Origin of the sequence: Pedobacter sp. MR2016-19 (assembly GCF_014947265.1) — a bacterium.
In the GTDB taxonomy this organism is placed as follows: domain Bacteria; phylum Bacteroidota; class Bacteroidia; order Sphingobacteriales; family Sphingobacteriaceae; genus Pedobacter.
Window position 1 is genome coordinate 535,898 of record NZ_JADCNK010000002.1, and the last position, 23,814, is coordinate 559,711.

The following is a 23,814-nucleotide window of genomic DNA, read 5'->3' on the forward strand; positions in this document are numbered from 1 at the left end:
CACATTTTGTTGATAAAACGATGACAGCATCAACCCTCAAATTCCCTATTTTTGAAGAACCGTTATTATTCTACAACGGTTAATTCTTTGCCGCACAATATGTACTTAATTTTTGATACTGAAACCACGGGTTTGCCCCGCAATTACAATGCACCGATTACCGATACGGATAACTGGCCGCGTTGTATACAAATTGCCTGGCAATTGCACGATGAGATGGGGAGATTGGTTGAACATCAGGATTATCTGGTTAAACCAGAGGGATTTAATATCCCGTATGATGCTGAACGAATCCACGGTATTTCGACCGAACTGGCTGCAGAGCAGGGTATCAGTTTTGACGAAATGCTGGCCAAGTTTAACGAAGTTTTAAACAAAGCCAAATTTGTTGTAGGCCAGAATGTTGGCTTTGATGTGAACATTATGGGTTGCGAATTTCACCGTTTTGGTGTAGCCAACCGCCTGGCCGAAATGCCTGTTTTAGATACCTGTACAGAAGTTACCGCGCAGCTTTTACAATTGCCTGGAGGTAGGGGAGGTAAATTTAAACTGCCAACTTTAACTGAGCTGCACGCTTATTTGTTTGGTGCTCCTTTTAACGAAGCCCACAATGCTACTGCCGATGTGGAGGCAACCACGCGTTGTTTCCTGGAGCTGGTAAAAAGAGAGGTTTTCAAAAAAGAAGAACTGCTTGTTGATGTTGAATATTTCCCGCGTTTCAGGGAAGTAAATCCTGGCACTATTGAAGGTGTTGGTTTAAAACACATCAACCTAAAAGCTGCATCTGATGAAATCCGCAAACGCCAGCAAAAAACGGAAGGCAGCGGAATTTCTAAACAAACGCTGGCAGGTAATAAACAAGAACTTGCGGCGGCCACTTTTGTGCATTTGCATAACCACACCCAGTTTTCGGTTTTGCAAAGTACCATCAGTATTCCCGATCTGGTAAAAGCGGCAGCTGCACAAAAGATGCCTGCGGTAGCCATGACCGATCATGCGAATATGATGGGGGCTTTTCACTTTGTGAACAATGTTTTAAACCATAACAAAGCTGCCGAAGCTAAAAACGCAGCCGCTATTGAAGCGGGCGAGCGCCCAACTGAAGTGGTAATGACGCCTATCGTTGGGGTAGAATTTTTTGTTTGTAATAATCATTTAGACCGCACAGCAAAAGACAACGGTTACCAGATGGTATTGTTGGCGAAGAACAAAAAAGGCTATCATAATTTAGCTAAAATGTCGTCTATTGCCTATACCAAAGGTTTTTATTACGTTCCGCGTATCGATAGGCAGGTAATTGAACAGTACAAAGAAGATATTATTGTGCTTTCGGGAAACCTTTCGGGAGAGATTTCGAATAAAATATTAAACCTCGGCGAAAATCAGGCAGAAGAGGCTTTACTTTGGTGGAAAGCTCAATTTGGTGATGATTTTTACGTAGAGGTAATGCGCCACAACCAGGAAGATGAAGATCGTGTAAACGAAACTTTGATTGCCCTGGCCAATAAACATGAGGTTAAACTGGTAGCCACCAATAACACCTATTACATAAATAAAAAGGATGCAAACGCGCACGATATTTTACTTTGTGTAAAAGACGGTGAAAAACAGGCTACGCCGATCGGTCGCGGTCGCGGTTACCGTTATGGATTGCCAAACCAAGAATACTATTTCAAATCGGGCGATGAAATGAAGGCGCTTTTTGCCGACCTGCCCGAAGCGATCACAAATATTCAGGAAATTCTTGATAAAATTGAAATTTACAAACTTGCCCGCGAAGTACTCTTACCGAAATTCGATATTCCTGAAGAATTTTTGGTTGCCGAGGATGAAGCCGATGGTGGAAAGCGCGGGGAGAATAAATTTTTACGCCATCTCACTTACGAGGGTGCCAAAAAACGTTATGGCACGTTAACCCCCGAAGTAACCGAACGTTTAGATTTTGAATTACAAACCATTGAAAAAACAGGGTATCCGGGTTATTTCCTGATCGTACAGGATTTTATTGCTGAAGCCCGCCGGAGAGACGTTTCTGTAGGTCCGGGGCGTGGTTCTGCTGCCGGTTCGGTGGTTGCCTACTGCCTGTGGATTACCAATATCGATCCGATTAAATATGATCTCCTTTTTGAGCGTTTCTTAAATCCCGATCGTGTATCCATGCCCGATATCGATATCGATTTTGATGACGAGGGCCGGGGCCGCGTAATGGAATACGTAATCAATAAATACGGTTCCAGCCAGGTAGCGCAGATTATTACCTACGGAACCATGGCGGCAAAGTCTTCTATCCGTGATACGGCCCGTGTATTGGATCTGCCACTTTTCGAGGCCGATAAAATTGCCAAGCTGATTCCGAATATGAAGCTGGCCAAAATCTTTACCCTCGATGAAAAGAGTTTAAAAGATGCTTTGCGCCCGGATGAATACGAACGTGTAGTAGAGCTAAAAAACTTAGGCAGTTTAAAAGATTTAAGTGCCGAAACCATACAACAGGCACAGATTTTAGAAGGATCGTTAAGAAATACCGGTATCCATGCCTGCGGGGTAATTATTACGCCGAGCGATATTACCAATTTTGTTCCCGTATCGGTAGCCAAAGATTCTGATCTATATGTTACGCAGTTTGATAACTCCGTTGTAGAAAGCGCGGGTTTATTAAAAATGGACTTCCTGGGGTTAAAAACCTTAACCCTGATTAAGGATACTGTAAAACTGGTAAAGAAACGACATGGCATTGACCTTAATCCGGATGATTTCCCGATTGATGATGTAATGACTTACGAGCTTTTCCAGCGTGGCGAAACTATCGGTATCTTCCAGTACGAGAGTCCGGGTATGCAGAAGTACATGAAAGAGCTTAAGCCAACGGTTTTCGACGATTTAATTGCCATGAACGCACTATATCGCCCGGGACCAATGGAGTATATTCCAAGTTTCGTTCGCCGTAAAAATGGTGAGGAAGAAATTAAATACGATTTGGATGCCTGCGAAGAATACCTGAAAGAAACTTATGGTATTACCGTTTACCAGGAACAGGTAATGCTTTTATCGCAGAAACTGGCCGGATTTACAAAAGGTGAGGCCGACGTACTGCGTAAGGCGATGGGTAAGAAACAAAAAGACGTTCTGGATAAAATGAAACCTAAATTTGTGAAACAAGCAGCCGAAAAAGGTCATGATGCCACAACTTTAGAAAAAATATGGAAAGATTGGGAAGCTTTTGCATCCTATGCTTTCAACAAATCGCACTCTACCTGTTATGCCTGGATTGCCTATCAAACGGCCTACTTAAAAGCACATTATCCTGCTGAATATATGGCTGCGGTACTTTCCAATAACATGAGTGATATTAAACAGGTGGCTTTCTTTATGGAAGAATGTCGCCAGATGAGTGTTACCGTATTAGGTCCGGATGTGAACGAATCTGATCTTAAATTTTCAGTAAATGCCAAAGGCGAAGTTCGTTTTGGAATGTCGGCAGTAAAAGGTGTTGGCGAAAAAGCGGTAGAAAGTATTATCGAAGAAAGACTGGCAAATGGACCTTACAGTACTGTTTACGACTTTGCCAAGCGTTCTAATACCCGCATTGTAAATAAAAAGGCTTACGAGAGTTTTGTATACAGCGGCGCTTTCGATGCATTTGGCGGACACAGGGCGCAGTATTTCTATATCGGCCCTAATGATAAAATGAATGGCATTGAAAAGATTATTAAATATGCCAACGATTTTCAGAACAATGAAAGCACTTCGCAGGCTTCGCTTTTCGGTGGATCAAAAGCCGATCTGATTTTAGAGCCAAGTTTGCCTGTTTCTCCGGAGTGGGCTTTAATGGACAGGTTGAAATATGAAAAAGATGCGATCGGGATTTTCCTTTCCGGTCACCCATTGGATAACTATAAACTCGAACTCGATAAATTCTGCACCCATGGTGTCAGGCAGCTTAGTATCATTAACAAGGTACGCATGGGAGATAACAATGAAGAGGTTCTGGCCGAATTCGAAAAACTTAAAAACCGTGAGCTTTGCGTAGGTGGCTTAGTGGTAGTGGCATCGCAACGCATTACCAAAACAGGTAAACCTTTCGGAACTTTTGTTTTCGAAGACTATGAAGACGCCAGCGAAATGGCCTTGTTTGGTGAAGATTTTCTAAAATTTAAATCGTTTTTAACCGAAGGGTATTTCCTGCAAATCAGGGGAAGGGTAGGTGAACGTTTCGGAAAAGCAGGCGATTGGGAGTTTAAAATTACTGCAATCAACCTGATGTCCGAACTGCGGGATAAATTAGCGAAGAGTTTAACGATCCAAGTACCTATTGAGCGGGTTAACGATCAGTTAATGAGAGAAATTGAGGCGATATTAGCAGACAATAAGGCAAACTCCGAACAGCAGAACTGCCAACTTAACTTCGCTGTTTTTGATAGCGAAAAGCAGATTATGCTCGATTTACCTTCGAAAAATTTAAAAATAAACCCCAACAACAAGTTCTTAGAACAATTGATGGGGATGAATGTTGTAAATTACAAGCTTAATTAAGCATAGGGCATGGAGTTTAAAGCATAGATTGTTTTTACTTTTTGCTTTTTACGCTATGCGCTAAGCGCCCCGCACTCTGCTCGTACCTCAAAATAATGTCAAATTGACATTACAGATGTTATGGCATTACAATTGAATACATATATTTGAACATAAAAAAAATAATTATGGCATTAGAAATCACAGATGCAAACTTCGAGGAGCTTGTATTAAAATCAGATAAACCCGTATTAGTAGATTTTTGGGCAGAATGGTGTGGCCCTTGTCGCATGGTTGGTCCGGTAGTAGAAGAAATCGCAAAAGAATATGATGGCAAAGCGGTAGTTGGAAAAGTAAACGTAGATAACAATCCTCAAATTTCAATGCAGTTTGGTATCCGTAACATCCCTGCTTTATTATACTTTAAAGATGGTCAGGTTGTAGATAAACAAGTTGGTGCTGTTCCAAAATCAGTATTGGCTGAGAAATTAAACAAGCAATTGGCTTAGTTTAAGCTTAAAGCACAAAAATCAAAGCCCAAGGGGGCTTGTAACATATTTAAAACCCAGGTTCATTTGATGGATTTGGGTTTTTTATTGCAAACATAATTTTGTTTCTTTAATAAAAAACTAACAATCATGTCTATTCACTTATTTAACAATAAAACTTTAGGGATTTTATTGGCAGGTTTAGCAATAAACTGTGCAAATATAGCCTGTGTATCGGCGCAGAATCCTGTTGAAACCAATGAGCCCTCGGCTGATTACAAGCCTGCTTTTGTCGGACAAACCAGAATTGCAGGTATAAAAACCAAAACTCCTTTGGATATTTCCATCATCAATGAAAAATTAGAAAATCCATGGGCAATTTCGGTACTTCCCAATGGTGGTTTCCTGATTACCCAAAAACAGGGTACCATGGTGATTCTTACCCCAGATGGAAAATTAAGTAAAAAAATCACAGGTCTACCAAAAGTAGATCCATCTGGTCAAGGTGGTTTACTGGATGTAACCTTAGATCCAAACTTTGCAAAAAATAGAATGATCTATTGGGCTTATTCAGAGCCTCAGGATAAAGGCGTTTTATTGGCCATTGCCAAAGGTAAACTGGCTGCAAACGAAACTTCGATAGAAAACCAGACCATTATTTACCGTGCTACGCCTGCTTATACGGGTAAACTTCAGTACGGATCGAGAATTGTTTTTGATAAAAATGGAAATTTATTTATAAGTACAGGTGAACGTTCCGGTAACGATATCAGGATCCAGGCACAATATTTAAATTCTTCATTAGGTAAAATTTTGCACCTTACCCCAGAGGGAAAAGCGGTTGCAAATGGTCCGTTTGCTGGTAAAGCCGATGCCCGACCTGAAATTTATGCCTATGGACTCCGTAATCCGGATGGTTTAGCCATTAATCCGTCAACGGGCGATTTATGGGAAGCAGAATTTGGACCTAAAGGAGGTGATGAGGTGAATATCATCAAACCGGGTAAAAATTACGGCTGGCCAATTATTACGTACGGAACAGAATATAGCGGTAAAAAAGTTGGAGATGGTATTCAGCAGAAAGAAGGAATGGAACAACCGGTTTATTACTGGAATCCAAGTATTTCGCCAGGTTGTATCGCATTTTATAATAGCAACAGCATTGCCGAATGGAAAGGCAATTTATTTGTAGGTGGTTTGGGCGGTTCGCACATTATCCGTTTGGTAATTAAAGATAATAAAATTGTTGGCGAAGAGCGCTTGCTGGAAGGTAAGGGTGAGCGTTTCCGCGATATCGTAGAAGGAAAGGACGGAGCACTTTATTCAGTAACCGATAACGGACATTTGTATAGGATTGCAAAGAAATAATATTTGATAAAACTGTTTGATGAGCCACCAAACAAGGAATCAAAGATAAATCAAAAATATTTTCCAATAATACCCCGCAGGTTTAACTTGCGGGGTATTATTTTATCAGTTCTGTCCAAACCCTGCAGGTTTTTAAAATTTAAAAGGTTTGGATATTATGGCATTTTAATTGCTGTAAAATTATTATTCCCTATTATTTTATTGTGATTTAATAATTAGTTGTCAAAACATTAATAACATAATTATGGAATATTCTTTAAAGGAAAAAAGGAATGCAGGTATTTTATTTACTTTTTATGATCCTTTTAAATCATTTCAGAGTTTTAACTCATGTTCATACTCCAGTTCTTCAATAATTTTAATTATTGATACTATTCGTAAAAATTATGTAGTAGAAAAAAAATCTGCAAAAGGTGGAGTGGATATAGATTATTATTATCTCGATTCGGGAATAATTTGGGATAGAAGAAGAGTGATAAAGTTTAACAAAAAGGCAAACTCTTTGCTATTAATTGTTGAAAATGGATTACCGAGACATTTAAGGCCAACTTGGGATGATAGAACAAATAAAAGAATTTTAACTTTAGATAGAAGATTGCAAAATCCTGCAAGAGAATTTATCAATACAGTTGAAGAGGAACTTGGGATACAATTGAGGATTGTACAAGCGTTGAGAACGATTGCCGAACAAAATGCGTTATATAATCAGGGGAGAACAACTCCAGGTAATATTGTTACCAAGGCAAAGGGTGGTTCAAGTTACCATAATTATGCTTTAGCTATGGATGTGGTAATTGTGAAAGAAGGCCAGGCAGTTTGGAGTATTTTGCCAAGAGAAGTCGTTCAAATTGGAGAACAACTCGGATTTGAATGGGGAGGGAATTGGAAAGGTTTTAAAGACTATCCACATTTTCAGATGACTTTTGGGAAAAGTATTAAAGATTTAAAAAATGAAAAATAGCATGAAGAGACTTCTAATATTGTTAATTGCTGTTATTTGCAGCAGCCATAACACTTTTTCAGCTGATAAAAATCCTGTTAATTATGCTATAGATAGCGTGGCTATAATAAAGAAAATCAAATCTGATTTTGCATCAATCAACAAAAAACTGAAGCTTTATAAAAAGAAAAAAAGAGATGCTTTCGGAATGTCGGCGGAAGGTGGTGAAGTAACTGGCTATTATAGTAAAGGCGCACTTAAAAAGATACATTGTGTTTTTTATGGCGAAACCGGAAAGGCCGAATCTGATTATTATTTCAACAACAGTGGTTTGTTCTTCTTATATAAGAAAGAAGTATTTTACAATAAGCCAATTTCTTTAAAAGGGTTTAAAATAAAAAGTAGCATAGAAACCCGTTATTATTTGTTTGGAGATAAGGTGATTAAAACTATAGTAAAGCCCAGTACTTTAGTATTACCATACGTTGAAATAAAAGCTGGGCTTGAGCAAATTATGGATATTTTAAATGAAAAATAGGTTTTAGACCTCACAGGTTTCACAAACCTGCGAGGTCTTTTTTTATCATTTTAAATCGGTAGGTTTTGCGTTAGGGATTGTAAGGGTTCAGTACCGATCCTTCATCGGTACCGGAGCGCAGCCCAGCCCTGCAAAGCCCGACCCTTGGGGAACGCCCATATCAATTAACAGTTTGCAATTTTCGGTTTGCAGTTGGTTGTTGTTTTGCCTTTGAAACTTCGGAAGTGTTGGCTAGTTTTTCATTTTTTTAATAAATCTTTTACTAGCTTTACGATATGCAGGCTGTAAACTACGAGAACGAAACAAGCTATGGTAACTTAGAATTGCTCGCCCAGCAAGTGGTAGAAGGTTTTATTACGGGTTTGCATAAAAGTCCATTCCATGGCTTTTCGGTTGAGTTTGCGGAACACCGCCAGTATAATAATGGCGATAATGTTAAAAATATCGACTGGAAATTATACGCCAAAACCGATAAACTTTATAGTAAACGTTTCGAAGAAGAAACCAACCTGCGTTGTCAGTTTGTGATTGATGTTTCCTCATCAATGTACTTTCCCGAGCCGAAAAATAATAAACTGATTTTCTCGATACAGGCTACGGCATCTTTGATGTACCTGTTAAAGAAACAACGCGATGCCTTTGGTTTGAGTTTATTTACGGATGAAATACTATTAAACTCTCCGGCAAAATCGACTACGGTTCATCAAAAATATTTATTTACCCAATTAGAAGAACTGCTGCACAAACCGAAGATAAATGCACAGACTAATTTAAGCGAGGCACTGCACCAGGTGGCAGAACTAATCCACAAACGTTCTTTGGTAATTGTGTTCAGTGATCTCTTCAATACGCATACTAGTGCAGATAAAACCGATCAGTTTTTTGATGCGTTGCAACACCTTAAGTTTAACAAGCACGAGGTTGTGGTTTTTAATGTGGTTGATAAAACAAAAGAGGTGGATTTTAATTTTGAAAACCGACCATACCAGTTTATTGATATGGAAACTGGCGAAACGATTAAAGTACATACCAACCAGGTAAAGGAAAATTATACCGCAGCTGTTTCCAGTTACCGCCAGCAGGTTGCGCTAAAATGTGCTCAATATAAAATCGACTTAATCGATGCCGATATGAACGAAGGGTTTTTCCCAATCCTTCAGTCTTATTTAATCAAACGGCAAAAATTAGGTTGAAATTTTGTTACAAACAACGCAGTTTTAGCGATGTTTATTAAGTGATTTAAATTTAAACTCAATAATATGTTAGAAAAAGGCGCTACAGCACCAGATTTCGAATTGAATGCTACTCCCGATCAGAAAATAAAACTTAAAGATTTTAAAGGCAAAAATGTTATCCTGGCTTTTTATCCTGCGGATTGGAGTCCGGTTTGCAGCGACCAAATGGCACTTTATAACGAAATGTTAAAATATTTCAGCAAATATGATGCACAAATTTTTGGTGTTTCTGTAGACAGTGTCTGGTGCCACCTTGCTTTCGAAGAAAACAGAAAACTACATTTCCCGCTACTGGCTGATTTTGAACCAAAAGGTGCTGTGTCTAAAGCTTATGGTGTATATGATGATGAAGTTGGTGAAAGTAAACGGGCACTGTTTGTGATTGATAAAGAAGGGAAAATTGCCTGGAGTTATTTATCACCAGTAGCCGTTAACCCTGGTGCCGATGGTATTTTGGATGCATTGGAAGAACTAAGTAAGAAATAAAGCGATGAGTGTATTAAAACCCGAAATAAACAGTCAGGATCATATTCAAGGTGATGATTCGGCAAGTATTGCCATTGTTGAGTTTGGTGATTACCAATGTCCATACTGTGGAGATGCTTATCCCATCATGAAGGAAATTGAAGAAACTTTTGGTCATCAGATCAGATTTGTTTTCCGCCATTTTCCTTTGACAAATGCGCATGAGTTTGCTTTTCCTGCTGCTATTGCTGCAGAAGCGGCAGGTTTACAGGGTAAGTTTTGGGAAATGCACGATGCGCTGTACGAAAATCAATACCGCCTGGATGGTGAGCTGTTCGACGAACTGGCCGAAACGATTGGTTTAGATTTAGAGCAATTTCAGAAAGATAGTGCTTCAGAAGATATCAAAACTATTATAGAAGACAATTTTGATAGTGGTATGCGTAGTGGCGTAAACGGAACACCTTCATTTTATGTAAACGGAACCAAGTTTGACGGAGGTGCAACCGATTTGTACCAGATGCTTAAGGAAAGTACGGAGTGATTTTAGAGAAGTCAAGTTTTTAAAACTTGACTTCTCTTTTTACAGAAAATCAACCTCTTTTTTTTAGAAAAATAGCTTGGAACGCTTGATTTTGATCTGGTAAACCAAAATTTAACAGGTATAACATTAAAATTAGTAGGTAGCTTAATTTGTTTTCATAAAGATTAGATAGAAGGAATTTACTTAGGCTCGATTAATATTTACTTGTATTAACTAACTTTTGAACTCCTGTTTTTGACCCAATCGTCATGCTGAACTTGTTTTACAAGTATGAAGAGTGTTTCAATTGTCTGGTAGCTACTACGTGGTCAGCATCTTTCCTGCTAGATAGACCCTGAAATAAATTACCTGAGGTGAGCTCGTTTAAGGCTCGGTTTACCGCGTAGCTTTCCGCTACGCTATAGGTCAGGGTGGCGGTTATTATTAAAAATATTTATAGAAACCTTCAAAATATTTCACTAATTCGAACTGAGGTTATTGATTAATTTAATAAAAAAACCTCATGTATTTTGCAATACATGAGGTATCAGATAAGGGTAACCGGAAAACTAAAAAACTAATTATGAGTTTTTAGAATTTAACAAAAATGAAATCGCTTCGTATTTTGTTATATCAAAGGTGCACTTCATTTATGAAGTTTTAGTGAAGAAACTTCATGCTGCTATTATAGCTTTACTTATGTTACAATTGATGGTATAAAGTCTTTGCAAGGTCAGATTGGTTCTTTTCTGCTTTAGTCTAAAACAATATATCAGCTTCCGCTATTTATTAGCTATATAAAATCCATCATTAAAAAATAATTTCATGGGTAAAAATGTTGCAGAACAACTGGTTGAAATGCTGGTAGAGGTTGGTGTAAAAAGAGTTTATGCCGTTACCGGAGACAGTTTAAATTATTTTAACGATGCTGTAAGAAGAAATGGCAAAATAAAGTGGATCCATGTGCGGAATGAAGAGGTTGGAGCTTTTGCAGCGGCGGCCGAAGCTGAACTTGACGGGATTGCCTGTTGTGCGGGCAGCTGTGGTCCTGGCCACGTGCATTTGATTAACGGTCTTTACGATGCACACCGATCACATGTTCCGGTAATTGCGATTGCCTCAACCATACCAACAGGAGAATTTGGAATGGACTTTTTTCAGGAAACAAATACCATAAAATTATTTGATGATTGTAGTTACTATAACCAGGTAGCCACCACTGCGGAGCAAGTACCAAGAATGTTTCAAACGGCTGTTCAGCATGCTGTTCATAAAAAAGGTGTTGCCGTTTTTGGTTTGCCTGGCGATGTGGCACAACTGGATGCGGTGGAGAGCGTAACTGCTATGCAATTGTTCAACAATAAGCCAGTAATCCGCCCTTCCGACCAGGAGCTGAAAGATTTATCAGACCTGCTTAATGGTGAAAAGAAAATTATGCTTTACTGTGGTATAGGTGCCGCCGAAGCACATGATGAAGTGGTAGAATTAGCAGGTAAATTAAAGGCGCCTGTGGGGTTTTCGTTCAGAGGCAAAATGGGGATACAATACAATAACCCTTATGAAGTGGGAATGACAGGACTTTTAGGACAGCCATCTGGCTATCATGCCATGCACGAGGCTGATGTAGTGCTTCTGCTGGGAACTGATTTTCCTTATGTAAATTTTATGCCTGTAAAGAACAAAATTGTACAGATTGATGAAAAACCCGAGCGTTTAGGCAGGAGGGCTAAACTTACCATGGGTTTATGTGGGAGCATCAGCGATTCGATAAAAGCATTGTTGCCGCTTCTTACCGAAAAGACAGATGAAGGGTTCTTAAAATCTCAATTAGAATTTTACCAGAAAGTTAAAGAAGCACAGCAGGTTTATGTTAAAGATCAGGGTGAGGAAAATAAAATCCAACCTGAATTTGTAGCTGAAACCATAAATCGTTTAGCAGCCGATGATGCCATTTTTACGGTAGATACGGGAATGTGTTGCGTTTGGGGAGCACGTTTTATAGATGGAACAGGCAAACGTAAAATGTTGGGATCTTTTAACCATGGTTCTATGGCCAATGCCATGCCAATGGCTATCGGAGCGGCATTGGCACATCCAGAACAACAAGTAATTGCGCTTTGCGGTGATGGTGGCTTATCAATGCTCTTGGGCGATCTGGCAACCATTAAACAATATAACCTGCCTATAAAATTGATTGTTTTTAACAACAGGGCCCTGGGAATGGTGAAGTTGGAAATGGAAGTTGATGGCTTGCCAGATAATGAAACAGATATGATTAACCCTGATTTTGCATTGGTTGCGCAGGCCATGGGCTTTAAAGGAATAACTGTGGCGAAGCCTGAAGAAGTGGAAACAGCAATCAGTCATGCATTAAGTGAGGAAGGACCAGTCTTGTTAAATGTGATGACCAATCCAAATGCTTTAGCCATGCCACCAAAAATAGAATGGGCACAAATCAAAGGCATGACAGAATCGATGGCAAAATTAATGCTGGGGGGTAAAATGAGTGAGGTTTTTGATACGATAAAATCGAATTATAAACATTTGGGAGAAGTGTTGTAGTTTAGAAAAGTTTCGTCATTCCCAACTTGATTGGAATCTTAATGCATGTTATGTTTCATAAGCATTAAGATTCCCGCCTGCGCGGGAATGACGAGCTAAATAAAAAAAACGTCATCTCGACTGAAGAGCAGCGGAATGGAGAGATCTATCTAAACAGATTTAGCTTCGCTGAGCACTTTGTGGCTCTCAGCTTAGTTATATATCTCTCGAAATGACGACATTAATTAAAAGTTATTTTCTCTTATAAAGTCCTTGCAGCTGTGTTAACGCAGCTATCAATTTGTCTTCATCGCCTGCTAAACAATAATATTTTATTCCGTTTTTATCATTATCAGGCTCTCCATCGCGTTTAGTAAAAACCGGGTAGATTGATTTAATATTTGCGCTATTCTGTTCCGGACTAACCTTGAACCCGTTCCATGTCTGTATTTGGGATGTGTAGCTGTTTTCTTCTTTGGCACGATCTGAACTGGCAAATGTTTTTCCAATTGTAAAAATACCGAAATTCATTTCCTCATCGATATAAAACGAGTTAGCAGTAATTTTAAATTCAGTCGACGTGCCGTTCTGTAAAGTGATATTCGTTCCACCGATAGCTTTTGCCAGCAGTTGGTTGATGGTTTTGACAATTTCGGCCTTTGGTTGCGCGAAGCCGCTGAATGATGCTGCCAGTAATAAAACCAGCGTGATTTTTGTTCTCATAATGATTAAGGTTTAAATATTTGTGTGTAACTAAATTTAGTTATTTTATTGGTTCAATTACATACCTAAAAATGAGTAAATAAAAAAGGCAACCAGATCACTGATTGCCCTTAGTTTAAATTACGGATGGTATTACAAATTACCCCTTAATTCCTGCTCACGCTCTAACGATTCGAATAGTGCTTTAAAATTACCGGCACCAAAACTCTGCGCACCTTTACGCTGAATAATCTCGAAGAAAAGGGTAGGGCGGTCTTCAACAGGTTTGGTGAAAATCTGCAATAAATATCCTTCTTCATCGCAATCGACCAAAATGCCCAGGCTTTCCAATAAGGCTATTTCTTCGTCAATTTTGCCTACACGCTGAGGCATCATATCATAATAAGCTTCTGGTGGAGCACTTAAAAATTCAACGCCACGTGATTTTAATTCTTTAACGGTTTTAACAATATCTTTTGTCGCTACGGCAATATGTTGAACGCCTTCGCCCTCATAATATTCCAGATACTCTTCAATTTGCGATTTCTTTTTGCCTTCTGCTGGCTCGTTAATCGGGAATTTCGAAAAGCCGTTCCCGTTACTCATCACTTTACTCATCAAAGCCGAATATTCGGTATTGATTTGCTTATCGTCAAAAGATAGAATATTTACGAATCCCATTACATCTTCATACCATTGTACGGCTTCATTCATGCGGTTCCAACCTACATTACCCACACAATGATCAATATATAAAAGGCCCGCATCAGCTGGCTGATAATCACTTTCCCATACCCGGTAACCTGGCATAAAAGTTCCGGTATAGTTTTTACGCTCAATAAACATGTGTACTGTTTCGCCATAAGTGTAAATACCGCTCATTTTAACTTCGCCATTTTCATCAGTTAAAGTCTTAGGCTCCATGTATGGTTTAGCACCACGTTTTGTGGTTTCTTCGAAAGCACTATAGGCATCGTCTACCCAAAGTGCCAATACTTTTACCCCATCACCATGTTTTTTTACATGCTCTGATATTGGATGATCAGATTTTAATGCTGTGGTTAAGATCAGCCTGATTTTACCCTGTTGCAATACATACGACGAACGATCGCGTACCCCAGTTTCCGGGCCGGCATAAGCCAGGCTTTGAAACCCAAATGCCGTTTTGTAGTAGTGAGCCGCTTGTTTAGCGTTGCCTACATAAAATTCAATATAATCTGTTCCGTTAATTGGCAAAAAATCTGGTGCCTTAGCTATCTTTTCTGCGAATGTTTGTGTTTCCATTTGTTTTTATTTAAGTCCGAGGTCGGAGGTCCGAAGTCGGATGTGATATGTTGTTTTTAAATGTTTTAAGGTTGTAAAGTTTAAATGTTGGATAATTGCTCGTTATCTATTTCATCTGCACGTTATCTTCGGACCTCGGTCTCCAGACTTCCGACTAGTTTTATTCTATGTTAATCTGCCAGCTTTTGTGGTAATTTTCGTCTTCAATATCCACGGCGTCCTGTGTAAGCATTAAAGGCTTAAAAGGATCGATCATTACTGCCAGCTCATCAGTTTTTTCTTTTCCAATTGATTTTTCTACAGTACCCGGATGTGGCCCATGTGGAATACCGCCTGGGTGTAGGGTAATCTGTCCTTTAACCACACTTTTGCGGCTCATAAAATCACCATCTACATAATAAAGCACCTCGTCGCTATCTACATTGCTATGGTTGTATGGTGCAGGAATAGAATCGGGATGATAATCGTATTTTCGGGGAACAAACGAGCAAACCACAAAATTGTGTCCTTCGAAAGTTTGGTGAACCGGAGGTGGTTGGTGCAGGCGGCCTGTTATCGGCTCAAAATCGTGGATAGAGAAAGCATAGGGATAATGATAACCATCCCAGCCTACATAATCAAAAGGATGCGTACCATAGATATATGGGTAAATTAATCCCTGTTTTTTAATCAGCACCTTGAAATCGCCGTATTCATCAAAGGTTTGCAGGTTTTCGGGTAGTCTCAAATCACGCTCACAATACGGCGCATGTTCCATTAACTGTCCAAACTGGTTTAAATATCTTTTTGGCGGTCTTAGCGGACTAAAACTTTCTACAATAAACAACCTGTTTTGTTCGGTATCAAACTCCATCTGATAGATGGTTCCCCTTGGAATGATCAGATAATCGCCATAAGCAAACTTAATTTCTCCGAATCCAGTTTTCAGCTTGCCAGAACCTTCATGTACGAAGATCATCTCGTCGGCCTGACTATTTTTATAGAAATAGTCGGTCATTGATTTTCTTGGCGCAGCCAGAACGATATGCAAATCGCTGTTTACCAGAACGGCTTTTCTGCTTTCTAGAAAATCATCTTCAGGTTTAATATTGAAACCAATTAAACTGGTATGTTTCAGGTGTTTTTCGCGTGCAATTTTTGGCTCAACACTATAAGGCTCGCCCAAATGTTTTACCATGGTTGGCGGGTGACAATGATAAACCAATGAATATAAACTGGAAAAACCTTCGGTTGATACCAATTCTTCGGCATAGAGATTTCCATCAGGTTTACGAAAAACCGTGTGACGTTTAGCTGGAATCTGCCCCAATTTATGATAAATAGGCATAATGATATGATGTTATGGTTAGAAAAGAAAAAATCCTAATGAATTAACAATTAAAACGGCTACGCGTTTCAATTAAAAAGAAGGGTGAATGAAATTACAGTGAATACTGAGCCATGATCAGCTTGGATAGCATCTTATATCGACGGGCTGCAATAGCGTCGTTTACCAGATTAATATGTAATGCTTTTAAGATCATGGTTTTAATGGTACTAAGGTAAGTATTTTATTTAAAAGTTAAAATTTTAATGCGATATATACACTTCAGAGAGAGCCGCACCGTTGGTTATTGCCAGAGGTTAACATTTTGTATTGGCTGCTAGCGCACCAATAGGGATATTGCGTAGGTTATTGATTGATTGATCGATTACGCTCTAACAAACATTGTAACCAAAGATTTTCCATTAAATTAAATCTAACCTTCAGAAACATATCTTTTTAAAATAATAACGCTTAAGTTTTATTTTGAATAGCCTAATTGCTTAGCTTTACCGCGTATTTAACCAAATCATATATGAAACTAGTATCCTATAAAACCGAAGACAGGGAGCATCTTGGTGTGTTTGTAAATGGGCATATCTATAATTTAAATAGCTGCGATAAACTTATTCCTGACAACATGAACGAATTTTTGCAGGGAGGAGAGGTATTAATGGAAAGGGCGAAACGCATTGATGATCAGATTAAAGAAGGAAGTCTGGAGGCCAAAGAAGAAATTTTTTATGAGATTTTGGCGCCCGTTCCACATCCAACCAGCTGTCGTGATGGTTACGCTTTCAGGCAACATGTTGCTGCGGCACGTAGAAACAGAAAGGTCGATATGATCCCTCAATTTGATGAGTATCCAATCTTTTATTTCACTAATCACAACGCTATTCAGGGTACAGGAGAAATAGAATGCATGCCAGATCATTTTGATAAACTGGATTTCGAATTGGAGCTTGCTATTGTTATCGGTAAAAAAGGAAGAAATATTAAAGCCGCTGAAGCTGATGAATACATTGCAGGTTATATGGTGATGAACGATATGAGCGCCCGTACTTTGCAGATGGAAGAGATGTTGTTGAATTTAGGCCCAGCAAAAGGAAAAGATTTTTCTACCGTAATTGGTCCATGGCTGGTAACGCCTGATGAATTATTGCAGTATAAGGTTGCTCCTAAAGAAGGACATGTAGGTAATGCTTACGATCTTAAAATGACCTGCAGAGTAAACGGTATCGAAGTTTCAAAAGGAAATGCTGCTGATATGGACTGGACTTTTGCCGAAATTATAGAACGTTGTGCTTATGGAGTAGATATCCTTCCAGGTGATGTAATTGGCTCCGGAACAGTGGGTACGGGTTGTTTCTTAGAGTTAAACGGTACTGGTTTACTTAACGATCCAAATTATAAAGTACAATGGTTACAGCCAGGTGATGTTGTGGAGATGGAAATAACAGGGCTTGGTGCTTTGACCAATACGATTACGAAGGCTGATACGGATTTTTCGATTTTAGCGTTGAAGAAAAATTAAAATAAAGTCGTCTCAATCAGATAGTTTCGGATTTAGTTCAAATCTTATATAAAAGTCGTCATTTCGAGCGGAGTGCAACGAAGTCGAGAAATCTATTATAGATATCTCCATTACGCTACGCTTCAGTCGAGATGACGACATTTTTCGAGTTATAACTTCTTTTAAACTATTGCGTTCAACATTTAACTCAATAAAACCTTGCTGACCCTAAATACCTCCGATTTAACCCCTGTAGAGCTACAAAACTACCTACAGTACGCAATCGCTCCGCGACCGATCTGTTTTGCCTCCACTATTGATGCCGAAGGAAATATAAATTTAAGCCCCTTCAGTTTCTTTAATATGTTTAGTACAAATCCACCCATCTGTATTTTTTCCCCGTCGAGAAGGGTGCGCGATAATACGACCAAACACACTTTAGAGAATGTTCATCAAGTAAAAGAGTGCGTGATCAATATTGTAAACTACGATATGGTGCAGCAGATGAGCCTGGCCAGTACCGAATATGCCAAAGGCGTAAACGAGTTTGAGAAAGCTGGTTTTACCATGTTGAAATCTGATCTGGTTCGGCCGCCAAGAGTAGCCGAGGCTCCGGTACAGTTCGAATGTGTAGTGAATGAAGTAATTTCGTTAGGCGATAGACATGGTGCAGGAAACCTGATTCTGGCTGAAATAAAAGTAATCCACATCAACGAAGAAATTTTAGATGAAAACGGCAGGATAGATCAGCATAAAATCGATCTGGTAGCCCGTTTGGGTGGCGATTGGTATTGCAGAGTTACAAAAGATAATTTGTTTAAAGTGGCAAAACCTTTGGCTAAATTAGGTATCGGGGTTGATCGTTTACCGCAATCAGTCCGCTTTTCGAAAGTGTTAACCGGAAACGATTTAGGTATGCTCGGTAATGTTGAGCAAATACCCACAGATGAGGAAATTGATCTGATCAACACAAATCCCGAAGTTAAAGAAGTCCTCGATGCTACAATTGGCGACAGTACCACCCGCGAAAGGGAACTGCACGAACTGGCTAAAAAGTTTCTTTTTAATGGAGATGTAGAACTTGCTTTAAAGGTTGTTTTGCTTTAAATTTATTATCGTAATCTTTAAGTTATGCATACAATTGTTCAGGTAGACCAATATATTATCAATTCGGCAGAGTTTGCCATTCCGATTTTGGATCATTTAAGGAATCTGGTGCATAAAGCCGATGCTCGTATTGAAGAGAAAATTAAATGGGGGATGCCTTTTTTCGATTATAAAGGCACGGTTTGTCACATGGCTTCCTTTAAGAATCATTGTGCCTTTGGCTTTTGGAAAGGCTCGTTAATGCAAGATGAGTATGGCATTTTTAAAGAACATTCGGAAGCAATGGGTTTAATGGGTAAAATAATCTCTTTTGATGACCTGCCATCTGATGAAATTCTGATCGCCTATATTCAACGAGCCATCCAATTAAATGAGGATAATATAAAACTGCCACCAAAACCAAAAGCTACTGAGAAGAAAGAACTGGTTATACCTGAATATTTTATGGAAGCTTTACAAGAAGACCCTGAAGCTTTAGCGGTATTTCAGAATTTCAGTCCATCCAATAAAAAAGATTATGTATTGTGGCTTGAGGAAGCTAAAACGGAAGCAACCAGAATAAAAAGATTGGAAACCACTCTGGCGTGGCTTGCAGAAGGCAAAACGAGAATGTGGAAGTATAAAAAATAACTAAAGGATACTTACAATTTTCATGAAACGGGCTTTATAATGACCGTCAAGATCGGTAATGGTTACCTGATGCGCTTTACCTGAAGAGGCATGAATAAATTTGATCCCGTTTTCATCAATAGAATAAACAATCCCAACATGACCGATTCTTCTTATTCTTGAATTACTGCCTGTGAAAATCAATACATCGCCTACTTTAGCATTTTCTAAACTGGTTTCTTTACCCGCATAGCTAAACTCTCTTGAAGAACGTGGAACTTTAAAGCCAAAATTGCTAAATACATAACTTACAAAACCAGAGCAATCGAAACCAACTTTCGGGTTACTTGTAGCATAACGATAGGGGATACCTAACATACTTTTTGCAAAATCGATAAGGGTTGTGGAGTTTGTGGAAGAGTTATTTTCCGTAACTGTTGTAGCTTTTGGAAGGCTTGCAACTAATTTTTTTACCAGTTCCTGGTATTGCGCGGGTAAGATTGTTTGGGCTTTTCCTGCCGTGGCAGACAAAATGAAAAACAAAATCGGGACTATTATTTTCTTCATATGTTGGAGCCAAAGATATAAAAAATATCTAAAGTCAGTTAAAATGTTGAAAATGAGTTAAAACAAAAAGTCCGGGTTAGCTTACCCGGACTCGAATTAAAATATTTGGCCTCGATTAAATACTTGGGAACATGGTTTGCGCTTTGTCGCCGATTAACGGAAGCGGTTTTTGCTCACCATTATTCGCACTTATAGCACCTATGATGATCAAAATAATGTAGGCAATGTAAACTACAAAACTTAAATAACCAATTAGAGCGATTGGCACAATCATGATCAATATAGTTACCGCTACATAAAGTACAATCATACCCAAATGAAGCAATAATGACTGTCTTAAATGATAGCTGGATAGCGCTGTTTTGTTGTCTTTGTACATCGCAAAGTACGATATCAGCCATCCGAGTAGAAAAATGTAGCTAACAACAGCAGCATTTTTTCCACTGTCGACTGTTTTAAAAGGAGAATTTGTTTCCATAGATTTTTTTAGTTTTTCAATTACTGCCGTAAATTACTAAAAATTATCATATTATGGTGTAGTAACTGCTACTGGTAAAATTTTTCCATTAAAAAATTTATGTCCTGTTTTTGCAAAATCGGCCACATACTTCCCCATTTCAAAAGCCATAACCGGGCTTTGGTAGCCAGGGAAAGCGGTTTCGAGCATTTCTGTCTGGGCCGATCCTAATGCAAGGCAATTAATTTTAATTCCGGTTTCAGCTAATTCAAAAGCCAAACATTCTGTTAAGGTATGCAAGGCGGCTTTACTTGCCGAATAGGCAGAAAGTCCGGGGAATTTAACACTTCCCTGAAAGCCACCCATACTGCCGATATTAACAATGTGGCTTCCACTTTGCATTAAAGGCAAAATATGCTGAATCATCCTAAAATGTGAGATTACATTGCTCTGTAACATCTCGCCCAGATCATTTTCTGTAGTTTCTAAAAAAGGTTTATTAATTAAAGCGCCCGCATTGTTGATCAGGATATCGATTGTACCCAAACGTTCTTTTAAAAAAGGAATCAGCGCGGCATAATCATCGTTTACAATGTCGAATTCTACCGGTAAAAGGGTGCAATCTGGATTAATGCCTTTAGCAATTTCTAAGAGTTTGCGCAGCTTATCTGCTGAACGGGCAATGGCAACAATCTTGTTTTCTTTATGTAAGCTAAACTCTAAAGCCGTTTCGAAACCGATTCCGCTGCTGGCACCTGTAATTATAATGTTCATTAAAAGGAATTAAAAATTGTTGTAAAGTTAAAAGATTGAAGATATATGAATTAAACGTTTTTATAAATTTAGCGGGTTAACAAGTGTAACGGTGCCATTTATTTTTTCAAAATCAGCAATATTATTTGTTAAGAGTTTCCCATTCATTACTTGCGCTGTAGCATAAATAATAGCATCTGGCAGTTTGATTTTGTTAGTTTTTCTGATAGCTATAGTCATATTTACTATAGCATCATTTAAAGGTATAACGTTTAAAGAACCAATTAACTCGCTGATGTATTTTTCTTCCCGTCTGTCTTTAAATTCATATCCAAGTAATTCCATTTTTGATATTATGGAAATACAATAAATGATATTTTCTGCAAATACTTTTTCGGGAGCTAAAAGTTTTTTAGATAAATAGATAACAATGTTCGTATCAAATATTACGTTCCCATTCATCTCTTAAATCACTTTGCCATTTAGATGGGTCTTTAATATCCTTAAACATTAAATTGCCTTCAGTATTGTCAATTGCTTTTTTTAATTTCTGATAGGATCCCCTAGGCTCCTCAACCATATTGGGCTGATGGGTTTTGATATCAACATCTTCTACAAAAGATAATGCCTTAAGCATCTTTTCAAGAAGCGCAGCATTTTGTTCGTTATCTACTTGTACTGTGATAGTTGTCATAACGTAAAGTTAATGAAATTAAAGCGATTAATCAATCTTCCACAAGGAGCTGACTTACCGGATTTTTAATCACATGTAAGCCATCATTAATCAGTTTAGTATGATCCAACTCTTTACCCGCTTTGATTTCCAGATAAACCTGAATTTCCTTTTCCAGCTGATGATAAATCTTTTTATGGTAAATAATCTCAAGAATTTCTAAGGCACAAAGCCAATCCTGACGGTGGTTTGTTTTTAGTTGTAAGAAAATTTCGCCAAGCTGGTCCAGGTTTTCGCCACTTTCCCTAATCTCTCTAACTGTTTGGTATAAGCCGTGCAGTTTTAAGGTTTTATCATCATAAGTAATTTTATGCGTTTTCTCCATGCTAATTAAAGTAATCTCCTCGTAAGCATCTTTGTCGGCAGCTCCATTAAAAACTGAAACAATGGTTTCGCCTATGGCCATATCATAAATGCCCCATTCAGGTTTAAAAAGCATGTTTCCGTTATTTTCGGTAACCGTACAATCGTCAAAGGCAATTAAAATCAGTTTATCTTTTTCGGTAATAATATCCTTCACTACTCCCGCAACTTTAATTCCGCTTTCAAATGTAAGTTCAGCTTTTTCGCCAGTAATTATCCCCAAGGCCTGTAATTCAACCGCGCTATAATCTTCCAGTGCTTTTGCCGCATCTTTTAACCGACCAACCGGCGAAGAAAAACCATCAGCATGGTAATCCTTCCCGTGGCCAGCCAATTGTTTACCATTAAACGCCAACGCCGAAGCACCAGTTGTTTTAATAAAAGTTACCTCATCTTTTGTGCCGACACCTATATCCGTAAATACACCACTTACCTGTAAGCCTGAACTATAAACAGCTGTGGCTACGTTTTTACAGGCAATCGCTTTCATAATACTTTCTGTTCCACCTTTCCTAAAGGCCATGGTATTGGCAAATTCTTCCAGCACATCAATCAAGTTTTGGAATGTTTCGGTTACAAAAAGCTGCGGTTGTGGTTTGGTAATGTCGTAGGCGTAATTAATCGTATCGATATTGTACCAAAGTTTCGCTACATCATTTTGCATGCAGGTTGCGCTTTCGCCAATGGAAGAAAGCAAGCCCGCGCCATAAATTTTTGGGTTTTCTAACGTACCAATCAAACCATATTCAACTGTCCACCAGTGTAAGCGACCAAGTAAAGCCATTTCAGAAGGCTCGCCCATATTTTCACTAATGTAGCGCAATTCTTTTTCTGCCCTGGCAATCTCAAATTCATCAGCATTTACAGCTTCTTTTAAAATCGATAATTTCCTGATGGCTTCGTAAAGTTCAAAATCTTTCGCCGAAAACATGGCTTTTGCACCAATCGAACCGAAATAGCTTAAATAATTATTGTAGTCGGTATCGGCAATAATAGGTGCATGACCAGCACTTTCATGTATAATATCTGGTGCCGGCGTATATTCGATGTGATTAATCTGGCGGATATCTGCAGCAATTACCAGTACCCTATAGGCCTGATATTCCATAAAAGCAGCTGGAGGAATAAAACCATCAACAGTTACGGCGCCCCAACCAATCTTACCCAGATTATCGTTCATGGTTTGCAGGTCGGGAATGTGCTCAATACTTAAACCCGCCCGCTGTAAGCCTTTTATGTAAGGGTAATAAGCTACATTTTTAAGGTAACTGTAATTCTGGCGCATTACATAACGCCACACCGCTTGATCGATTGGTGTGTATTTTTCGTAATTCTGGTCAACAATAAATTGTTTTAAATGATTGGGCAATTTTGCTACCTGCGCATTATTAAAATCATTAAAATGGCTCATGGTTATTTATGAAATAAGTTGGTCGGCAGCTAAGTTAGGATGTTGTTTTTATCTTATCAAGAAAGCAACTGCATAAATTGACAGATTACCGTAATAAAGGTTTCGGGTGGTTAAAATGATGGATTAATAATTAGGAAAGGTGCTGTCGCATTTCATTGGTGAGGTGCTGTCGGGCTGTTCGCTATATCCCCGATGAAGGATCGGGGGATGCCGCTTCCATCCCGTTTATTCACAAAGGCTTGTGCTGATGAAGCTGGTTTTTTCCTGCACTTTGCTAAAAAACGAAAATAGCAGCAGTACCGTGGCCACCTAAACCCGACTGGTGCGTAAAGCCCGGAACGAGGCACTTGTGGACTGCCCCCTAAAAGTTGGACACTTTAAGAGGAGCATTTTATGAGCAGA

The 23,814-nt window shown here is 38.8% G+C and carries 21 protein-coding genes; 12 read left to right on the forward strand and 9 right to left on the reverse strand.

What is annotated here, in order from left to right; all coding sequences use genetic code 11:
* The first annotated feature begins 99 nt into the window (after nucleotides 1–99).
* The 9 genes from dnaE (at nucleotide 100) to IM793_RS04710 (ending at nucleotide 12,631) form a co-directional block, all read left to right on the forward strand.
* Nucleotides 100–4,533 carry a DNA polymerase III subunit alpha gene (gene dnaE, locus IM793_RS04670; RefSeq protein WP_193419976.1) on the forward strand — a complete coding sequence of 1,478 codons (4,434 nt, stop codon included), beginning with the start codon at nucleotides 100–102 and terminating at the stop codon, nucleotides 4,531–4,533.
* 167 nt (nucleotides 4,534–4,700) lie between these two features.
* Nucleotides 4,701–5,021 (forward strand): thioredoxin, encoded by a 321-nt coding sequence (trxA, locus tag IM793_RS04675; RefSeq protein ID WP_029275428.1) that lies wholly within the window; start codon nucleotides 4,701–4,703, stop codon nucleotides 5,019–5,021.
* A gap of 129 nt (nucleotides 5,022–5,150) precedes the next feature.
* A complete protein-coding gene (locus IM793_RS04680) occupies nucleotides 5,151–6,368 on the forward strand; it encodes a PQQ-dependent sugar dehydrogenase (protein WP_193419938.1) in 1,218 nt (405 codons plus the stop codon).
* 244 nt (nucleotides 6,369–6,612) lie between these two features.
* Nucleotides 6,613–7,329 (forward strand): M15 family metallopeptidase, encoded by a 717-nt coding sequence (locus IM793_RS04685; protein WP_193419939.1) that lies wholly within the window; start codon nucleotides 6,613–6,615, stop codon nucleotides 7,327–7,329.
* Nucleotides 7,319–7,846, forward strand: coding sequence for a hypothetical protein (locus tag IM793_RS04690; RefSeq protein WP_193419940.1), 528 nt, complete (start codon nucleotides 7,319–7,321; stop codon nucleotides 7,844–7,846). Before IM793_RS04685 ends, IM793_RS04690 begins: the two co-directional genes overlap by 11 nt.
* Nucleotides 7,847–8,121: 275 nt before the next feature.
* Nucleotides 8,122–9,039 carry a DUF58 domain-containing protein gene (locus IM793_RS04695; protein ID WP_193419941.1) on the forward strand — a complete coding sequence of 306 codons (918 nt, stop codon included), beginning with the start codon at nucleotides 8,122–8,124 and terminating at the stop codon, nucleotides 9,037–9,039.
* A gap of 66 nt (nucleotides 9,040–9,105) precedes the next feature.
* The gene (locus IM793_RS04700) at nucleotides 9,106–9,567 is read left to right on the forward strand and encodes a redoxin domain-containing protein (RefSeq protein ID WP_193419942.1); all 462 of its coding nucleotides are present in this window, start codon (nucleotides 9,106–9,108) and stop codon (nucleotides 9,565–9,567) included.
* 4 nt (nucleotides 9,568–9,571) lie between these two features.
* Entirely contained in the window at nucleotides 9,572–10,090 is a 519-nt protein-coding gene (locus tag IM793_RS04705) for a thioredoxin domain-containing protein (RefSeq protein WP_193419943.1), read from the forward strand.
* A gap of 804 nt (nucleotides 10,091–10,894) precedes the next feature.
* Nucleotides 10,895–12,631 (forward strand): thiamine pyrophosphate-dependent enzyme, encoded by a 1,737-nt coding sequence (locus IM793_RS04710; protein ID WP_193419944.1) that lies wholly within the window; start codon nucleotides 10,895–10,897, stop codon nucleotides 12,629–12,631.
* Between the two features lie 231 nt (nucleotides 12,632–12,862).
* Here the strand turns inward: IM793_RS04710 and IM793_RS04715 are convergent, their stop codons facing one another.
* The 3 genes from IM793_RS04715 to IM793_RS04725 all read right to left on the reverse strand — a co-directional run bounded on the left by IM793_RS04715 (nucleotide 12,863) and on the right by IM793_RS04725 (nucleotide 15,923).
* A complete protein-coding gene (locus IM793_RS04715) occupies nucleotides 12,863–13,333 on the reverse strand; it encodes a hypothetical protein (RefSeq protein WP_193419945.1) in 471 nt (156 codons plus the stop codon).
* Between the two features lie 132 nt (nucleotides 13,334–13,465).
* Entirely contained in the window at nucleotides 13,466–14,596 is a 1,131-nt protein-coding gene (gene hppD / locus IM793_RS04720) for a 4-hydroxyphenylpyruvate dioxygenase (RefSeq protein WP_193419946.1), read from the reverse strand.
* 160 nt (nucleotides 14,597–14,756) lie between these two features.
* A complete protein-coding gene (locus IM793_RS04725; protein ID WP_193419947.1) occupies nucleotides 14,757–15,923 on the reverse strand; it encodes a homogentisate 1,2-dioxygenase in 1,167 nt (388 codons plus the stop codon).
* Nucleotides 15,924–16,434: 511 nt separating this feature from the next.
* Here IM793_RS04725 and IM793_RS04730 point away from each other — a divergent pair.
* The 3 genes from IM793_RS04730 to IM793_RS04740 all read left to right on the forward strand — a co-directional run bounded on the left by IM793_RS04730 (nucleotide 16,435) and on the right by IM793_RS04740 (nucleotide 19,149).
* The gene (locus IM793_RS04730) at nucleotides 16,435–17,433 is read left to right on the forward strand and encodes a fumarylacetoacetate hydrolase family protein (RefSeq protein ID WP_193419948.1); all 999 of its coding nucleotides are present in this window, start codon (nucleotides 16,435–16,437) and stop codon (nucleotides 17,431–17,433) included.
* A 198-nt stretch (nucleotides 17,434–17,631) separates the two neighbouring features.
* Entirely contained in the window at nucleotides 17,632–18,519 is an 888-nt protein-coding gene (locus IM793_RS04735; protein ID WP_193419949.1) for a flavin reductase family protein, read from the forward strand.
* A gap of 24 nt (nucleotides 18,520–18,543) precedes the next feature.
* Nucleotides 18,544–19,149 carry a YdeI family protein gene (locus IM793_RS04740; RefSeq protein WP_193419950.1) on the forward strand — a complete coding sequence of 202 codons (606 nt, stop codon included), beginning with the start codon at nucleotides 18,544–18,546 and terminating at the stop codon, nucleotides 19,147–19,149.
* On the opposite strand, the gene IM793_RS04745 is transcribed toward IM793_RS04740, so the two are convergent.
* The 6 genes from IM793_RS04745 to IM793_RS04770 form a co-directional block, all read right to left on the reverse strand.
* Nucleotides 19,150–19,695, reverse strand: coding sequence for a C40 family peptidase (locus tag IM793_RS04745; RefSeq protein WP_193419951.1), 546 nt, complete (start codon nucleotides 19,693–19,695; stop codon nucleotides 19,150–19,152).
* A gap of 115 nt (nucleotides 19,696–19,810) precedes the next feature.
* Nucleotides 19,811–20,173, reverse strand: a complete 363-nt coding sequence (locus tag IM793_RS04750; protein WP_193419952.1) for a DUF4870 domain-containing protein — start codon at nucleotides 20,171–20,173, stop codon at nucleotides 19,811–19,813.
* Nucleotides 20,174–20,224: 51 nt separating this feature from the next.
* Nucleotides 20,225–20,926 (reverse strand): SDR family oxidoreductase, encoded by a 702-nt coding sequence (locus IM793_RS04755; RefSeq protein ID WP_193419953.1) that lies wholly within the window; start codon nucleotides 20,924–20,926, stop codon nucleotides 20,225–20,227.
* Nucleotides 20,927–20,986: 60 nt separating this feature from the next.
* A complete protein-coding gene (locus tag IM793_RS04760) occupies nucleotides 20,987–21,367 on the reverse strand; it encodes a type II toxin-antitoxin system VapC family toxin (protein ID WP_193419954.1) in 381 nt (126 codons plus the stop codon).
* Nucleotides 21,345–21,599: a hypothetical protein gene (locus tag IM793_RS04765; RefSeq protein WP_132394920.1), complete on the reverse strand. Its 255-nt coding sequence runs from the start codon at nucleotides 21,597–21,599 to the stop codon at nucleotides 21,345–21,347. The genes IM793_RS04760 and IM793_RS04765 overlap by 23 nt, the downstream gene beginning before the upstream one ends.
* Nucleotides 21,600–21,630: 31 nt before the next feature.
* Nucleotides 21,631–23,412, reverse strand: coding sequence for an aromatic amino acid hydroxylase (locus IM793_RS04770; protein WP_193419955.1), 1,782 nt, complete (start codon nucleotides 23,410–23,412; stop codon nucleotides 21,631–21,633).
* Between the last annotated feature and the right edge of the window lie 402 nt (nucleotides 23,413–23,814).

Coding starts and splice junctions, on each gene's coding strand:
- IM793_RS04770 (WP_193419955.1), bottom strand. CDS start 23,412: ATGAGCCATTTTAATGATTTTAATAATGCGCAGGTAGCAAAATTGCCC.
- IM793_RS04680 (WP_193419938.1), top strand. CDS start 5,151: ATGTCTATTCACTTATTTAACAATAAAACTTTAGGGATTTTATTGGCA.
- IM793_RS04700 (WP_193419942.1), top strand. CDS start 9,106: ATGTTAGAAAAAGGCGCTACAGCACCAGATTTCGAATTGAATGCTACT.
- IM793_RS04710 (WP_193419944.1), top strand. CDS start 10,895: ATGGGTAAAAATGTTGCAGAACAACTGGTTGAAATGCTGGTAGAGGTT.
- trxA (WP_029275428.1), top strand. CDS start 4,701: ATGGCATTAGAAATCACAGATGCAAACTTCGAGGAGCTTGTATTAAAA.
- IM793_RS04690 (WP_193419940.1), top strand. CDS start 7,319: ATGAAAAATAGCATGAAGAGACTTCTAATATTGTTAATTGCTGTTATT.
- IM793_RS04730 (WP_193419948.1), top strand. CDS start 16,435: ATGAAACTAGTATCCTATAAAACCGAAGACAGGGAGCATCTTGGTGTG.
- IM793_RS04750 (WP_193419952.1), bottom strand. CDS start 20,173: ATGGAAACAAATTCTCCTTTTAAAACAGTCGACAGTGGAAAAAATGCT.
- IM793_RS04725 (WP_193419947.1), bottom strand. CDS start 15,923: ATGCCTATTTATCATAAATTGGGGCAGATTCCAGCTAAACGTCACACG.
- IM793_RS04760 (WP_193419954.1), bottom strand. CDS start 21,367: ATGAATGGGAACGTAATATTTGATACGAACATTGTTATCTATTTATCT.
- IM793_RS04745 (WP_193419951.1), bottom strand. CDS start 19,695: ATGAAGAAAATAATAGTCCCGATTTTGTTTTTCATTTTGTCTGCCACG.
- dnaE (WP_193419976.1), top strand. CDS start 100: ATGTACTTAATTTTTGATACTGAAACCACGGGTTTGCCCCGCAATTAC.
- hppD (WP_193419946.1), bottom strand. CDS start 14,596: ATGGAAACACAAACATTCGCAGAAAAGATAGCTAAGGCACCAGATTTT.
- IM793_RS04695 (WP_193419941.1), top strand. CDS start 8,122: ATGCAGGCTGTAAACTACGAGAACGAAACAAGCTATGGTAACTTAGAA.
- IM793_RS04755 (WP_193419953.1), bottom strand. CDS start 20,926: ATGAACATTATAATTACAGGTGCCAGCAGCGGAATCGGTTTCGAAACG.
- IM793_RS04685 (WP_193419939.1), top strand. CDS start 6,613: ATGGAATATTCTTTAAAGGAAAAAAGGAATGCAGGTATTTTATTTACT.
- IM793_RS04765 (WP_132394920.1), bottom strand. CDS start 21,599: ATGACAACTATCACAGTACAAGTAGATAACGAACAAAATGCTGCGCTT.
- IM793_RS04740 (WP_193419950.1), top strand. CDS start 18,544: ATGCATACAATTGTTCAGGTAGACCAATATATTATCAATTCGGCAGAG.
- IM793_RS04705 (WP_193419943.1), top strand. CDS start 9,572: ATGAGTGTATTAAAACCCGAAATAAACAGTCAGGATCATATTCAAGGT.
- IM793_RS04715 (WP_193419945.1), bottom strand. CDS start 13,333: ATGAGAACAAAAATCACGCTGGTTTTATTACTGGCAGCATCATTCAGC.